The organism is Allopontixanthobacter sediminis, assembly GCF_009828115.1.
GTDB lineage: Bacteria > Pseudomonadota > Alphaproteobacteria > Sphingomonadales > Sphingomonadaceae > Allopontixanthobacter > Allopontixanthobacter sediminis.
Genome location: NZ_WTYL01000001.1, coordinates 377269 through 391329, shown reverse-complemented (window position 1 = coordinate 391329; position 14061 = coordinate 377269). Strand labels below are relative to the sequence as shown.

Annotated in this window: 14 protein-coding genes; 7 read left to right on the top strand and 7 right to left on the bottom strand. The window is 63.3% G+C overall.

The window, feature by feature from the left end; genetic code table 11:
* Positions 1-91 precede the first annotated feature (91 nt).
* The 7 genes from GRI65_RS02055 to GRI65_RS02025 form a co-directional block, all read right to left on the bottom strand.
* Positions 92-895 carry a DUF1499 domain-containing protein gene (locus tag GRI65_RS02055; protein ID WP_160754866.1) on the bottom strand — a complete coding sequence of 268 codons (804 nt, stop codon included), beginning with the start codon at positions 893-895 and terminating at the stop codon, positions 92-94.
* 45 nt (positions 896-940) lie between these two features.
* Positions 941-1624, bottom strand: a complete 684-nt coding sequence (locus GRI65_RS02050) for a retropepsin-like aspartic protease family protein (RefSeq protein WP_160754865.1) — start codon at positions 1622-1624, stop codon at positions 941-943.
* 18 nt (positions 1625-1642) lie between these two features.
* Entirely contained in the window at positions 1643-2647 is a 1005-nt protein-coding gene (locus GRI65_RS02045; protein ID WP_232843888.1) for an NAD(P)/FAD-dependent oxidoreductase, read from the bottom strand.
* Positions 2644-3630: an L-histidine N(alpha)-methyltransferase gene (gene egtD, locus GRI65_RS02040; RefSeq protein WP_160754864.1), complete on the bottom strand. Its 987-nt coding sequence runs from the start codon at positions 3628-3630 to the stop codon at positions 2644-2646. Before egtD ends, GRI65_RS02045 begins: the two co-directional genes overlap by 4 nt.
* Complete coding sequence (egtB, locus tag GRI65_RS02035) at positions 3630-4883, bottom strand: ergothioneine biosynthesis protein EgtB (RefSeq protein ID WP_232843887.1); 1254 nt, start codon at positions 4881-4883, stop codon at positions 3630-3632. Before egtB ends, egtD begins: the two co-directional genes overlap by 1 nt.
* A gap of 119 nt (positions 4884-5002) precedes the next feature.
* Positions 5003-6376 carry a class II 3-deoxy-7-phosphoheptulonate synthase gene (locus GRI65_RS02030; RefSeq protein ID WP_160754863.1) on the bottom strand — a complete coding sequence of 458 codons (1374 nt, stop codon included), beginning with the start codon at positions 6374-6376 and terminating at the stop codon, positions 5003-5005.
* Positions 6377-6521: 145 nt separating this feature from the next.
* The gene (locus GRI65_RS02025) at positions 6522-9494 is read right to left on the bottom strand and encodes a M16 family metallopeptidase (protein ID WP_160754862.1); all 2973 of its coding nucleotides are present in this window, start codon (positions 9492-9494) and stop codon (positions 6522-6524) included.
* A gap of 166 nt (positions 9495-9660) precedes the next feature.
* On the opposite strand from GRI65_RS02025, the gene GRI65_RS02020 reads away from it, so the two are divergent.
* The 7 genes from GRI65_RS02020 (at position 9661) to GRI65_RS01990 (ending at position 14060) form a co-directional block, all read left to right on the top strand.
* Positions 9661-10239 (top strand): NifU family protein, encoded by a 579-nt coding sequence (locus tag GRI65_RS02020; protein WP_160754861.1) that lies wholly within the window; start codon positions 9661-9663, stop codon positions 10237-10239.
* A gap of 25 nt (positions 10240-10264) precedes the next feature.
* Positions 10265-10873 (top strand): malonic semialdehyde reductase, encoded by a 609-nt coding sequence (locus GRI65_RS02015; protein ID WP_160754860.1) that lies wholly within the window; start codon positions 10265-10267, stop codon positions 10871-10873.
* A gap of 44 nt (positions 10874-10917) precedes the next feature.
* A complete protein-coding gene (gene tsaB, locus GRI65_RS02010) occupies positions 10918-11529 on the top strand; it encodes a tRNA (adenosine(37)-N6)-threonylcarbamoyltransferase complex dimerization subunit type 1 TsaB (protein WP_160754859.1) in 612 nt (203 codons plus the stop codon).
* Positions 11529-12008 carry a GNAT family N-acetyltransferase gene (locus GRI65_RS02005; protein ID WP_160754858.1) on the top strand — a complete coding sequence of 160 codons (480 nt, stop codon included), beginning with the start codon at positions 11529-11531 and terminating at the stop codon, positions 12006-12008. Before tsaB ends, GRI65_RS02005 begins: the two co-directional genes overlap by 1 nt.
* A 169-nt stretch (positions 12009-12177) precedes the next feature.
* Entirely contained in the window at positions 12178-12624 is a 447-nt protein-coding gene (locus GRI65_RS02000; RefSeq protein ID WP_160754857.1) for a MucR family transcriptional regulator, read from the top strand.
* 126 nt (positions 12625-12750) lie between these two features.
* Positions 12751-13200, top strand: a complete 450-nt coding sequence (locus tag GRI65_RS01995) for a Fur family transcriptional regulator (RefSeq protein WP_160754856.1) — start codon at positions 12751-12753, stop codon at positions 13198-13200.
* Complete coding sequence (locus GRI65_RS01990; protein WP_332872577.1) at positions 13197-14060, top strand: lysophospholipid acyltransferase family protein; 864 nt, start codon at positions 13197-13199, stop codon at positions 14058-14060. Before GRI65_RS01995 ends, GRI65_RS01990 begins: the two co-directional genes overlap by 4 nt.
* The last annotated feature ends 1 nt before the right edge of the window (position 14061 follow it).

Below are 14061 nucleotides of genomic sequence, written 5' to 3'. Positions count from 1 at the left end.
TTGACCACTTTTAGGGTGGCGCGGAGATTTTCCGGGATTTGAATTTGGGCGGTCGGGCCGATTATTTCATGCCCGGACACCGTCCAAAAACTTATTCCTTCACCGCTTCCAGCAGTTTGCCGATCCGCTTCGCATTTTCGCCAAGGTCACTGAGGCCCACCCGCGAGGTCGAGCGGAAGTCGACTTCGCTGCCACCTCCGACCGGGGTGATCCGGGCCACCACGTCATCCTTGAAGCCGTAAAGGAAGGTTTCGGCCACGCCCTCCACGCGTCCGTTGGCACTGCGTACGTCGGTAAAGCCCGCCTCGGTCATGGCATCGGCGACCCTTTGCGCCGCGACTTCCGGACTGACCGGCAACGTCACTGTCTTGAGCTGCGGATATCCTTCGGCAATCAGTTCGGCTGCCGTCTTGTCCCGGACTGCGGAAAAGCGATCGACTTGCCACCGCTCCATCTCGCCGAGCGGGGTCTGGAAATCGATGAGCGGGTTCGCATCGACCGAACTGCGCAAGGCCAGTGTGTCCTCCGAATAGGCCGGCGGATTGGCGGTGTTGGTGGTAATGTCGTAAATCGGCGGAACGCGCTCGCCCGTTGCCTTGGTGGAGGCCAGCGCCGCGAAGAACACCGCAGGAATCGCAAGTGCGATTGCCGCCTTGAACCAACCGTTGCGAGGCGCCTTGAGCGCCGTCCAGACCAGCGCGATCAGCGCAATCACTGCGGTCAGGCCAATCAAATAGAGCCCCCACGTGAAGGTCATCGTCATCAGGCCGGTTTGCCAGTCGATGATCCCGATTTTCGGTCCGAACGCGGCGACCGCGAACCACAGCACCAGCGCGAGCGCGAGCAACAGCGCGAAGCTGGCGAATTTGGCGGACCGGGTCGGTTGTGTTTTCATGCCGCGCCTGATGCACCAGCCGCCGGGTCTCGGCAAGAGGCTGCGTTAGTAGGAGCCTGACCCCTGATCCGCCGGGGGTTGCGGGTTGTTCGGCACCAGGATCAGGACATTGTCCTCCACCCGCCAGGATTTAAGGCGCGAGAGCAGGTTCATCCCGATCACATTGGTCTCACCAAGATTCGGCGCGGTTACCGCATCCAGCCCGCGCGCCGTGACGGTCCCGAACCGCAATTCGTCGATGGAGGTAACCTGCGCCGAGATCGATCCGTTGGCGGTGTTGAGCCGGATGGGAATTCCGCCCCGGCGCGGCTCGAGGCCCGCTGCATCGGCGACCCTGCCCGACACGGCGGTGAGGGTGGCGCCGGTATCGACCATGAAGGAGACCGGCACCCCGTTTACGTCCGCTTGCAGCCAGAAATGCCCGTCGGGGGCCATCGGGATGCGGGTCTCCGCCCCTTCGACCACTTGCTGCGGCATGCCCATCTCGGGGATCGCGAAATCCATCCGGGAATCGAACCGCGACAATTGCAGCACCACGGTGACCAAGATAGCGGCGAGCGCGATGGTGCTGGCGGTGCTGACCAGACGTCCCAGCGGGATCCGGCGCCGGACCATCATTCCCCCGACCCAGCCGCCGACCAGCGCAGCGATTACCGCCACCAGCAGGCCCGAGCGGGGAATTTCGGCGATCACCGCCGCCAGGGCGTTCCAGATTTCAGCTAGGGTCATGAAGGCAATATAGGAACTCTATTCCTGCGGTTCCATGAACCGTGACGACACATCCTGTGCAATCATTTCCGCAAGCGCCCGCCCCGATAGGAACGCGTTCTCGACCCGCGGTCCGGCCAACCAGTCACCGGCCGCGCCCAGGCCGATTTCGTGGTTCCAGATGGCCATATCGCCAAGGTCCTGCCCCGTCAGCGGTTCCGCCACCCCGGGCACCCGGGCATAGCGCCACCGGTGCGCGGCGCAGTGCACCGGTTCAACCGGGGCAATTCCAACCTGGTCGAAGAACTGCGCCAGCATCATTGGGCAGATAGCCTCCGGCGCTCGCTCGAGAATTTCGGTCGAGTATGTCGGAGATCCCTGGATCACCCAGCTTTCCGTCCCGTCCCGTCCCGGCTTTGCACCGTTGCGCGCAGCCCAGGGGATCGGGGCGTCATCATCGCGGACGACGTCGGCGGAAATGTCGATCCGCTGCTCGAACAGCGCCATCACCGCCCAGCAAGGGTCGGAGCGGATTGCCGCCCCACGGCGCGCAATTTCCGGCGCCGCGTCCGCCAGCAGCACCGCGGCTTGCTCGGCGGGTACGGCGGCGACCAGCCGGTCGAACCGGTGGGTGCCGTCATCGGTAAGGACCTGCCACTGCCCGCCCGTCCGCGATATGGCTTCCGCCCGAGAGCCCCACCGGACATTGAGGCCGCCAGCCATATGCCGCAACGGGGCGTTCATTCCCGGCACCCCGACCCACGCTTCACTGCCCACGGAAGGCCACGGCGCGATGACGCCCTCTGCGTGCCATGTCCGGCACATTGCGAGAAACGCAGGATCGCGGGCGGTGAAATATTGCGCGCCGTGATCGAAGCCGATCTCCCGGTTTCCGACAGCAATCCGGCGCGTGGCCATGCGGCCGCCCGGCCCCCGACCCTTGTCGAACACGGTGCTGGTGATACCCCGCTGCGCCAATTCCGCCGCGCAGGTCAGACCTGCCATGCCCCCGCCGATAACCCCGACGCTCAGGTCACCGGTCAAGGTGCACTCCGCGGGATACTGGCTTCGGCGAGTATGAGGGAGAACCGGCCCGCCTCGTCGGTCCACCGGTGAACCGGCGTCCACCCGCCCGCCAGCAACAAGGTGGCAGAACTGCGCCGGTCGAATTTGTGGCTGTTTTCCGTATGGATGGTTTCGTCTTTCGCCATGGCAAAATCCCGCCCGGCAATTTCGAACTCGACATCCTTCTGCGCCACCAAATGCATTTCGATGCGGGCAAAGTCGTCGTTCCACCGCGCTTCGTGGCGCAAATCGTCAACCGGGATCGTCCCGGCCAACTCGCGGTTGATCCGCCGCGCGAGGTTGAGATTGAATTGCGCGGTCACCCCGCCGGCATCGTCATAGGCCGCTTCGAGCACGCCCTGGTCCTTGATCAGGTCCATGCCGATCAGCAGGCGCGCGCTCTCGCCCAAAGTCTCGCGCATGGTCCGCAGCAGGTTGACGGCGGTGCGCGCCACCATGTTGCCGATAGTCGAACCGGGAAAGAAGCCGAGTTTCGGCAGATCCGCCACGTCGTCCGGCAGGGCGACCTTGCGCATGAAATCGGCTTCGACCGGATAGATCGGCAGATGCGGAAACTTGACCGCCAGATCGTCCGCCGCAGCGCGCAGGAAGTCGCCGGAAATATCAAGCGGCACATAGGCCGCCGGCTCGATCGCCCGCAGCAGCAGCGGGGTCTTGACCGAACTGCCCGATCCGAATTCGACGACTGCGCGGCCCGGCCCGATCAATCTGGCAAATTCATCCGAGCGCCGTTCAAGGATCTCGGTTTCCGCACGGGTCGGGTAATATTCGGGGATCCGGGTGATGTCCTCGAACAATTGCGATCCGGCATCGTCGTACAACCAGCGCGCCGGAATGGCTTTCTGGTCTTCCGAAAGGCCGTCCAGCACATCGGCGCGAAACGCCCGGTCCACGCCGTCCTCGTCCCGGTCGACAAGTTTCAATCCGGTATTGCTGGTCATCAGACGTCCTTGGCCAGTCGCAGTCCGGTGAATTGCCACCGTTGATGCGGATAGAAGAAATTACGGTACGATGCCCGGGAATGACCGCGCGCGGTGGCGCAACTGGCTCCCTTGAGCACGAACTGGCCGGACATGAACTTGCCGTTATATTCGCCAACCGCCCCCTCTGCCGGCCGGAAGCGCGGATAGGGCAGATAGGCACTGCGGGTGAATTGCCAGCAATCGCCGAACATCTCCGCGCCGCCGCGCGGCAAAGGCGGGTCGGCACTGTCGAGCTGGTTCCCGCCGACCGGATCGGAACCCTGCGCGGCGACTTCCCATTCGAATTCGGTCGGCAGCCGCGTACCCGCCCAGGTCGCGAAGGCGTCGGCTTCGTAGTAGGAAATGTGGGTCACCGGGGCATCCGGTTCGCGGGGATGCCAGCCGGTGTGGGTAAAGTTTTCGGTGTCCCGCCAGTAAAGCGGCGCCGTGACGCCTTCTGTCTGCACCCAGCACCAACCGTCTGACAGCCAGAGACCGGCGTTACGATAACCGCCATCGGCGATAAATTCGTCCCACTCGCGGTTGGTCACCAGCCTGTTTGCCAGCGCGAAGGGTTCCAGTAACACCCGGTGCTGCGGCCCTTCGTTGTCGAACGCGAAGCCCTCGCCCGCCGGATCGTAGCCGACCATCGCGATCTCGCCGGGGTGTTCATGCCACTCGAGTTCGGCCAACGCCTTACCCCTTGTCGGGATTGCTTCGAACATCGCAGGTCCGAGCGGGTTCTGGAACAGCGCGTGCTTGATATCCGTCAACAGCAATTCCTGATGCTGCTGTTCGTGGGCGATCCCGAGCCGGATCAGTGCGGCGTGTTCCGGATCGCCCAGTAACGGGGTCATCGCATCATCAACATGGCTCCGCCAATCGAGGATTTGGGACACGGTCGGGCGCGACAGCATGCCTCGCGAAAACCTCGCGATACGTTCGCCTTCAGACTCGTAATAGGAATTGAACAGGAACGGCCAGTCCTCATCGAACAGGCGGTAGCCGGACACATTGTCCCGCAGCAGGAACGTCTCGAAGAACCAGTTGGTGTGTGCCAGATGCCATTTGGCGGGGCTGGCATCTTCCATCGACTGCAGGGTCGCATCGGCTTCCGACAGGTGCCAGACCAGATTTCGTGTGAGCGCCCGGGTGTCGCGAAATCGCTGCGCCAGTTCTGCCTGTTCGGCCCGCATGCTGGAACCAGTGTTCGAGACAGCGGCCTCGGGCATGAAATTTCTCCGGGTCTAAACCATTCAAGACGCCGATATGGCGCATGCAATTTATGATTTAAACCCTGTGAACCCGATTTGTTCCAGATGTGTGAACTGCGGCACGCAGGACCGGTGGATTACGCCGCGTTGGCCTGGCGCTCTGCCACTTCGAGATTGAGCATCTCCGCCAACAGGAATGCCAACTCGAGCGATTGCGCCGCGTTGAGGCGTGGGTCGCAATGGGTGTGGTAGCGGTCGCCGAGCCGTGCATCGGTGATCGCAACCGCGCCGCCGGTGCATTCGGTCACATCCTGCCCGGTCATTTCGATATGGATGCCGCCCGCGTGGGTTCCCTCGGCCCGGTGGACCGCGAAGAAGCCCTTCACCTCGGTCAGGATGCGGTCGAACGGACGGGTCTTGTAGCCGCTGTCCGCTTTCACGACGTTGCCGTGCATCGGGTCGCAGGACCACACCACGGTGTGCCCTTCCCGCTCGACAGCGCGGATGAGCGGCGGCAGGCCGGCTTCCACCTTGTCGTGCCCGAAACGGCTGATGAGGGTCATCCGCCCGGCTTCACGCGCGGGGTTCAGGACATCGAGCAAACGCACCAGCGCATCGGGCTCCATGCTCGGGCCGCATTTCATGCCCAGCGGGTTGCCGATGCCGCGCGCGAATTCCACGTGCGCGCTGCCTTCGAAGCGGGTCCGGTCCCCGATCCAGACCATGTGTGCGCTGGTATCGTACCAGTCGCCGGTCAGGGAATCCTGCCGGGCCATCGCTTGTTCGTAAGGCAGCAGCAACGCTTCGTGGCTGGTGTAGAAGCTGGTGCCCTGCAATTGCGGTACGGTCTGCGGGTCGATCCCGCACGCTTCCATGAAATCGAGTGCCTCGCCGATTCTGCCGGATACTTCGGCGAACTTGTCCGCCCACGGGCTACGGCCCATGAAATCGAGCGTCCACTGGTGGACCTGCCGCAAGTTCGCATACCCGCCGCCGGCAAAGGCGCGCAGCAGGTTGAGCGTGGCGGCGGCCTGCGAATAGGCGCGGACCATCCGCTGCGGATCGTTGCGGCGCGTTTCAGGCGTGAACTCGATTCCGTTGACGTTATCGCCGAAGTAGCTCGGCAGGGTCACGCCGCCCTGTGTCTCGGTGTCCGAACTGCGCGGCTTTGCAAACTGGCCGGCCATGCGGCCGACTTTCACCACCGGCAGCTTGCCCGCGAAGGTCAGCACCACGGCCATCTGCAGCAGCACGCGGAACGTGTCCCGGATGTTGTTGGGGTGAAATTCGGCAAAGCTTTCGGCGCAATCCCCGCCCTGGAGCAGGAACGCCTTGCCCGCGGCGACATCCGCCAGATCAGCCTTCAGGGCGCGCGCTTCTCCGGCAAATACCAGCGGCGGATAGTTGGACAGCGTTTCCTCGGCAGCGGCCAGTTCCGCGGCATCCTCATAGGCAGGCAAGTGCCGCGCCTCATGCGATTTCCAGCTATCGGGGGTCCAGTTCTGTGCCACTTCTTCGGTCTTTCATCTGCTTCGCTGCGCTGCGTGCCGAGCGCGCCCATAGGCGCAATCTACCCGCTCGGCTACTCAAAGGCAAAACGCCGCCCCTTGCAACGAAGTTAAGCTTGGGTGCGCGCAACGCCCGGCACCGCCGGGTTCAGCGCCCCGTCATCGCGGCAGTGCTGGCCGCGCTGCTGGTAACCAGTTCCTGACCTTCCGGAATGACCGCGACCCGGTATCCCGCACGGCCGCCGAAATAGCGGCGGGCAAGCTCCTGCATCGCTTCGGGCGTGGTCTGGGTGTAATCGGTCAACAGGCTGCGTACTTGCTGGAGGCGGCTAGGCCGCTGCGAGGCCCCTTCGACCTGGAACATCCAGAAGGTATTGCCGGTAGAGGCGCGGCTGATCAACTGCTTCAGCGGCTCGGTGACCCGCTCCAGTTCGTCCGCGGTGGCGGGGTTTTCCACCAGGTCTCGTGCAATCGCATCCGCAGCGGCAAAGAACACCGGCACGTCTTCCGGGCGAAGCTGCGCCACTGCGGTGATCGCACCGCCGCTGTCCACGTCGACCGGCCACCGCGACGAGACCTGCGGTGCATAACTGGCACCGGCCCGTTCGCGCATCTTGTCCACCAGCCGGTTGTTGAACAGGTCGGTGAGGATTTCCAGCTGGCGCGATTCGCGCAGATTGGCGTCACCGCCGCCGCTTGGCCATGCGACCGCTGCCGCCGCCTGGTTGGCATCGCCGCGGTGCCGCAGCACCACCGGAGTGGCGGTCGGTTCGGGGAAGCTGGAAACCTTCGCCGCGACTGCCGGCGCGATTGGTTCGCGCGGCGCCAGGGCACCAAAAGTCCGCGACAGCGCCGCAACGGTAGCGTCACGGTCGAATTCGCCGAAGATCAACACTTCGACCGGCCCCTGCTGAAGGATCGGCTCCCATACTTCGCGGAAACCCTCGGGCGTGGCGGCCTCGATCGCCGCCGGGTCCGGAGTCTTGAACCGTGGTTCCTGATTGCGGAGCAGGTAATCGAGATCGCGTCCCAACACTCCGCCGGGGCTGGTCGCATAGCTTTCATACGTCAGCCGGGCACCGGCCTTGGCGCGGATCACCGGATTGGCGTCCCACCGCGGCATTCCAAGCTTGGCTGCAAACAGGTACAGCTGGTCCGCGAGGTCGGCAGAACGGGTCTGCGCGCCGAACGTGAACACGCCTTCGCCGATGGTGAAATCGAAACCCATCTTGCGGCCGGTGGAAATCCGGTCGAGCTCTTCCTGGCCAAGTTCGCCCAGTCCCGAGCTAATCAGCGCGGTTTCGCCCAAGGTTATATACGGCGCGTCGTCCGGCCCGAAGGCACGGTAGCCGGCACCGAACCGCACCTTCAGCGCGACCCGTCCGGGTTCGGCGTCGTTCGACCACAGGATCGCGTTGACCCCGTTGGCAAACTGCACCCGCTCGATGCCGAGAAGGCCAAGCGAGCCTTCGGCGACAACGGTGCCGGGCTCCCCGATCGGGGGCAATTCGTCGAAGGAAATCGTCTTCGCTTCCAGGCGGGCGCTGGCGTCCGCGGTTACCGGGGCCAGCAAGGCCGCACGGAGCGCAGCTTCATCGGCCTCGCCCACTGCCGGCGTCACATAGGTTGCGCGGATAACGTCTCCGGTGAACAGGGCGCGGGTATGCTCCAGCACATTGGCCGGAGTGAACTGGTCGCGCATTCCGTTGAAGACCTGCAGGACGGTTTCGGGTGCCGCAACGGCTTCGCGGATATCGACTGCACCCACGATGCTGTCCGCAAGCTGCGATCCGGCCATGACCGATCGCTGCTCCACCGAACTCGCGTAGGCGACTTCCTGTTCGGCCATTTCGCGGTCGATTTCTTCCTGCGTCGGCGGCGCGGACACCGCGTCGGCAATCACCCCGCGAACGTCGGCCAGCGCGGCCTGCCAATCGTCGGTCAGCGGCGCAAAGCTGACAAAGGTCGCGTCCGCCGAACGGCTGACGTCATCCTGCTGGACCTGTGCGTAGAGATAGGAGCCGCCGGCCCGAGCCTTCGATTCCAGCCGCCGGTTGATGATTGCCTGCGACAAATAATCGATCAGCAGGCCTTCGTTATATTCGATCGTATCGTCGACCGGGCGCCACGGCCGCATGATCGAGTAGGTCATCGTGCGCGGCAGGTCGGGCTCGACCATCACGCCCACTTCGCCCACCGGATTGGCAGGAACGGCACCGGACGGCGGCAGGGGATCGCCGAAGTTGGGGGCAGCGGTAGCTTCTCCTGCCACATCCCAATCGGCAAACCAGCGTTCGACCAACGAGGCAAGCTGGGTCGCGTCGACATCACCAGCTACCACGATCACCGTGTTTTCGGGGCGATACCACCGTTCATGGAACGCTTCGACCGCTTCCGCCGTCGCACCGCGCAATGTCTCGTCAGTGCCGATGGGCAGGCGGTCGGCCAGCCGCTGTCCGGCAAACAGGACCTTGCGGGTTTCTTCGGCAACTCTCAGGGCCGCGCCGCCGCGTTCACGCTTTTCGGCGAGGACGATGGGGACTTCGGCATTCAGGTTCTCTGCCGACAGGACGGGCTCGCGGATCATTCCCGACAGCAGCTTGAAACTTTCCGCCAGCGCGGCGGGTGTCGCGTTGGGCAGATCGAGCTTGTAGACCGTGTGCGTCGGGCTGGTCTCCGCGTTGGTGTCGCTGCCGAAGGTTGCCCCCAGCCGCTGCCATGTGGGAATTGCCGCAGCCTGGCCAAGATACTTGCTCTCGCGGAACGTCAGATGCTCGAGCAAATGGGCAAAGCCGCGCTCGGCGTCTTCTTCGTACAGCGAGCCGGCATCGATCCGGATGCGGATGGAAACCTGCCCCGGCGGCACCCGGTTGTTGCGGACGGCATAGCGCAGCCCGTTATCCATCTCTCCGAACAGCCATTCCTTGTCCTGCGGCACGTCGCTGCCGCGGTAGATCCACGGAGTTTCCGTGCCGGTCTGCAAAGCGGACGGGGGCGGCAGGTCCGCGGCGAGGACAGCATCGGCCGGAGCCGCGGCGGTCTGCGCTGCGCTGTTCGGCGCGATCAGGACAAATGGGAGGAGAAGCGCAAGTTGCCGTGCGGCACGCGTAAGATCGATCATTCGCGGAATATAGGAAGCCCCGTGCTGAAGGGATAGTGAATGAGCGAACCTTTTTCGCTCCGGCCCCGCATGCTGCCCCGGCAACACAACGCCGATTGCCCGGCTGAAAGGTTTATTCGCCGCCGCCGCCCTTGCCCCTGCGCGCGCCGCGCCCTACATCCAAGGCATGTTCATAGAGACCGAAACCACACCGAATCCCGCCAGCCTGAAATTCCTGCCCGGTCGGCAGGTAATGCCCAGCGGCACCCGCGAATTTTCCTCGCCGGAAGCTGCCGAGGCTTCGCCGCTCGCGGAGGCGATCTTTGACACTGGCGAGGTGGTCAATGTCTTCTTCGGCGCCGATTTCATCTCGGTGACCATTGCCCCGGGTGCCGACTGGTCGGCGCTCAAGCCGCAAGTGGTCGCGATCCTGCTCGATCATTTCATCAGCGAGGCTCCCCTGTTCGCAGGCGGAAGCGCAATGGGAATTTCAATTCCGGCAGAGGACGAGATGGTGGTGGACGATGATCCCGCCAACGCCGACATCGTCGCCCAGATCAGCGAATTGCTCGAAACCCGCATCCGCCCGGCGGTGGCCGGGGACGGCGGCGACATCGCCTATCGCGGGTTCAAGGACGGGGTAGTCTACCTGACCCTGCAGGGCGCCTGTTCGGGCTGCCCCTCCTCGACCGCCACGCTGAAACACGGGATCGAAGGGCTGCTCAAGCATTATATACCTGAAGTGACCGAAGTTCGGGCCGCTTGAACACGCACCTCGGGAGCATCCACCAATGACGACCCAATATCACGGCAAAGCCTTGTCGGCCGACGCGCTCGACCAGATTTTTCGCGAGGCCCGCAGCTATAACGGCTGGCTCGACAAACCGGTCAGCGACGAACAGCTCCACGCGATCTGGGATGTGCTGAAGATGGGGCCGACATCGGCGAACATGCTGCCCGCGCGGATTGTCTGGGTCAAATCTGCCGAGGCCAAGGCAAAGCTTGTCGACGCCGTATCCGACGGCAACAAGGACAAGGTCAAGACCGCTCCGGTTACCGCGATCATCGGCATGGACATCTATTTTCACGAGGAACTGCCGTGGCTGTTCCCTCATACCGATGCGAAAAGCTGGTTCGATGGTGACGAAAAGGGCCGCAAGGAAGGCGCATTCCGCAATTCTTCGCTGCAGGGCGCGTACCTGATTATTGCGGCACGGGCTCTCGGTCTAGACTGCGGACCGATGTCCGGTTTCGATGCCGGCGCGGTGAAGGCGGCGTTCTTCGCCGACGAACCGAAGGTCGAGGTCAATTTCATCTGCTCGATCGGCTACGGTGATCCCGAGAGCATTTTCGACCGCAGCCCGCGTCCCGAATTCGGTAAATTCAACACCATCGTGTAACCTTCGCGATGTAGTGATTCAATCGAGCGGGACCGGGCAACCTCATGCGAATGCTGGCAATAGAATGCGCCACCGAAGCCTGTTCGGTCGCGCTGTTCGACGATGAGACGCTGATCGCGCACGACCACCGCGTTCTCGGCCGCGGCCATGCCGAACGGCTGGTCCCGATGATCGCCGCACTGCCCGGTTCGGGCAAGGCGGACCGTATTACAGTTTCCCTCGGCCCCGGCAGTTTTACCGGCGTGAGGATCGGCCTCGCGACAGCCCGCGCGCTGGGATTCGCCTGGCAGGCGCAGGTGCTCGGTTATCCGACGCTGGCGCTGGTTGCCGCGATGGCGCGGACGGAACGCGGACCGCAGCCGGTGACCAGCGTGATGACCGGCGGACATGGCGAGTGGTTCGTCCAGGATTTCGCGGCAGACGGCACGGCGGTCTCGGACATGACATCTCTAAGTCCGGCGGATGCCGCGCAGTCGGCGGCAGCAAGCCTGTTGGCCGGGACGCAGGCGGAAGCCCTGCTTGCCGCACGCGGCCACGGAGAAGCCCTGACGCTGCATCCAGACGCAAGGTTTGTGGCCGCTCTCCCCGCACACCTCCTTTCCCCGGACACGGTTCCGATCTACGGGCGCGCTCCGGACGCGAAGCTTCCTGCGTAATGGACCACATCGACCACATGATGACGATCATCGCCGATGCGTTCGATCCCCACTGGGGCGAGGCATGGACCCGCCGACAGCTTTCGGATTCGCTGGTCCTGCCGACAATCTTCTACCGCTTGATCGGTGGCGACGGCGTTGCAGTTCCCTCCGGTCCGGGCGGTCACGTGCCCGATGAGTTTGTACCTGCCGGTTTCATTCTGACGCGCCATGTAAGAGGCGAGGAGGAGTTGCTGCTCATCGCAGTCCGCCCGGGCTATCGAGGCCGCGGATTGGGCTTCGCACTGATGAAGTGCTTCGAAGTCGACGCGCGGAACCGCGGGGCAGTGCACTTGTTTCTCGAAATGCGGATCAACAATCCAGCCGAGAAGCTGTATCGTGCATGCGGGTATTTGCCAGTTGGAAAACGCAGGGATTATTATCGGCTCAAGGACGGTAGTTCACTTGATGCGGTGACCTTCACCCGCGAATTAACATAAGTTTCCCCGCGCTGTTGGAAGAAAAAAATTGTTCGGCACCGTACATTAGGGGCTAGAAACTACGACTTGTCACATTGTCAGTGGGCCCCGAATTCAGTAAGAACTGTTTGGAACGAAATATCGCCCTTATTGGTTTGCAGAACAACTAGGGTCGCGAAAAGAGGATATAATGAATAACATTGAACATGACATGTCGGAAACGCTGATAACCTTGGCATCGGATATTGTTGCCGCGCATGTGAGCAACAATAGCTTGTCGGCTGACGAAGTTCCGGCTTTAATAACAAATGTTTATAACGCTCTCGCGGCGCTCGGCCACGAGGTCGAACAGGCCGAGGAACGTCCGGAACCAGCCGTGTCCGTTCGCGCCTCGGTCAAGCGGGACCATGTCGTCTGCCTCGACTGCGGCAAGAAGATGAAGATGCTCAAACGGCATCTCATGACCGAGCACGACATGACGCCCGACGACTACCGCGCGCGGTGGGACCTGGGAACCGATTACCCGATGGTGGCCCCGGCCTACGCCGAGACCCGCCGTGACCTGGCGAAGAAAATCGGCCTCGGTCGCAAACCCGGCCAGAAGCGCGGGCGGCGCAAAGCTGCTGCCGCTTCCTGAGCGCGTTCGTTACTTCAGGGAAAAGGGGCGGTTTGCTGCAAGGGTGCAGCCAGCCGCCCAGCCGCTTGAGAAATTAGCGTCGGGGGCCTATGGGTCCCCTTCGTATCTCTTGTTAAGGACTTCGGCTTGCAGCAATCGATCGATCTCGAACAACTTTGTGCTGAGCGCGGGCTACGGATTACCGAGCAGCGCCGCGTAATCGCGCGGGTCCTGTCCGAAAGCGAAGACCATCCCGATGTCGAGGCGCTGCACCAACGCGCCTCTGCCATCGATCCGAAGATCTCGATCGCGACGGTTTACCGCACAGTCCGCCTGTTCGAAGAGGCCGGCATTCTCGACCGGCATGATTTCGGCGACGGTCGTGCGCGCTATGAGGCCGCCCCCGAAGCGCATCACGATCATCTGATCGACGTCGAAAGCGGCAAAGTGGTCGAATTCGTCGACCCCGAACTGGAAGCCCTTCAGCGGCAGATCGCCGAGAAACTCGGCTACCGCCTGGTCGATCACCGGATGGAGCTCTACGGTGTCCGTCTCGACCGCGCCGATGGCAGCGACAAGGGACGCGGCAAGCGGTGAACGCAGCGCGGCGGTCGGCGGCGGAACGCGGCGAGCCAAGCGACCTTACCGCCATCGAATGGATTCGGTTCAGCCTGCGCATGCTTGGCCTTGTCGCGCTGCTGATCATCTTCGTGCCGCTTCACTATCTCTACCGCATTTTCAAATACGGCTCCCCCTTCCCCATGCTGTTCCTGCGCTATGCGGGCCGGCTGGCCGGCGCGCGGGTCAGGACCATCGGCACGCCGCTGCGCCGCGATGTGTTCTTCATTTCCAATCACGTTTCGTGGCTCGACATCCTCTCGCTGGCCGGGGCGAGCGGCACCGCTTTCGTCGCCAAGGCCGAACTGGGCGAAGTGCCGGTCATCAGCTGGCTGTGCCGGCTCAACCGGACTGTCTTCGTCAAACGCGAGAACCGGCTCGGCGTAGCGGAGCAGATCAACCTGCTGCGCGAGGCCTTGGCGGACAATTGGTCGGTTACGGTCTTTCCCGAAGGCACCACCACCGACGGTCAGTCCCTGCTGCCGTTCAAGACATCGATGCTCAGCGTGCTGGAACCGCCGCCACCCGGAGTTCTGGTCCAGCCGGTCCTGCTCGATTACGGCGAGGTGGGCGAGGATATCGGCTGGATCGGTGACGAAAGCGGAGTGAACAACGCCAAGCGCGTGCTGTCGCGCCGTGGCAGTTTCGAATTGCGGATGCATTTCCTCGAACCCTTCAGCCCGGAGGAATTCCGCGGACGCAAGGCCATCGGCGCCCGCGCGCGCGCCGCGATCGAGGCAGCGCTGCTGACCGCGCTCGGCAAGCCGTTGCGCCACTTCAAGCACGATGTGGTGCCGGTACGCTACAACGCGCCGAAGGAAAGCGTGCCGATCGAATAGA

What these genes read in the sequence shown, in the direction of transcription:
- GRI65_RS02055 (WP_160754866.1), bottom strand. Translation starts at nt 895, where the DNA reads ATGAAAACACAACCGACCCGGTCCGCCAAATTCGCCAGCTTCGCGCTG.
- GRI65_RS02050 (WP_160754865.1), bottom strand. Translation starts at nt 1,624, where the DNA reads ATGACCCTAGCTGAAATCTGGAACGCCCTGGCGGCGGTGATCGCCGAA.
- egtD (WP_160754864.1), bottom strand. Translation starts at nt 3,630, where the DNA reads ATGACCAGCAATACCGGATTGAAACTTGTCGACCGGGACGAGGACGGC.
- egtB (WP_232843887.1), bottom strand. Translation starts at nt 4,883, where the DNA reads ATGCCCGAGGCCGCTGTCTCGAACACTGGTTCCAGCATGCGGGCCGAA.
- GRI65_RS02025 (WP_160754862.1), bottom strand. Translation starts at nt 9,494, where the DNA reads ATGATCGATCTTACGCGTGCCGCACGGCAACTTGCGCTTCTCCTCCCA.
- GRI65_RS02020 (WP_160754861.1), top strand. Translation starts at nt 9,661, where the DNA reads ATGTTCATAGAGACCGAAACCACACCGAATCCCGCCAGCCTGAAATTC.
- GRI65_RS02015 (WP_160754860.1), top strand. Translation starts at nt 10,265, where the DNA reads ATGACGACCCAATATCACGGCAAAGCCTTGTCGGCCGACGCGCTCGAC.
- tsaB (WP_160754859.1), top strand. Translation starts at nt 10,918, where the DNA reads ATGCGAATGCTGGCAATAGAATGCGCCACCGAAGCCTGTTCGGTCGCG.
- GRI65_RS02005 (WP_160754858.1), top strand. Translation starts at nt 11,529, where the DNA reads ATGGACCACATCGACCACATGATGACGATCATCGCCGATGCGTTCGAT.
- GRI65_RS02000 (WP_160754857.1), top strand. Translation starts at nt 12,178, where the DNA reads ATGAATAACATTGAACATGACATGTCGGAAACGCTGATAACCTTGGCA.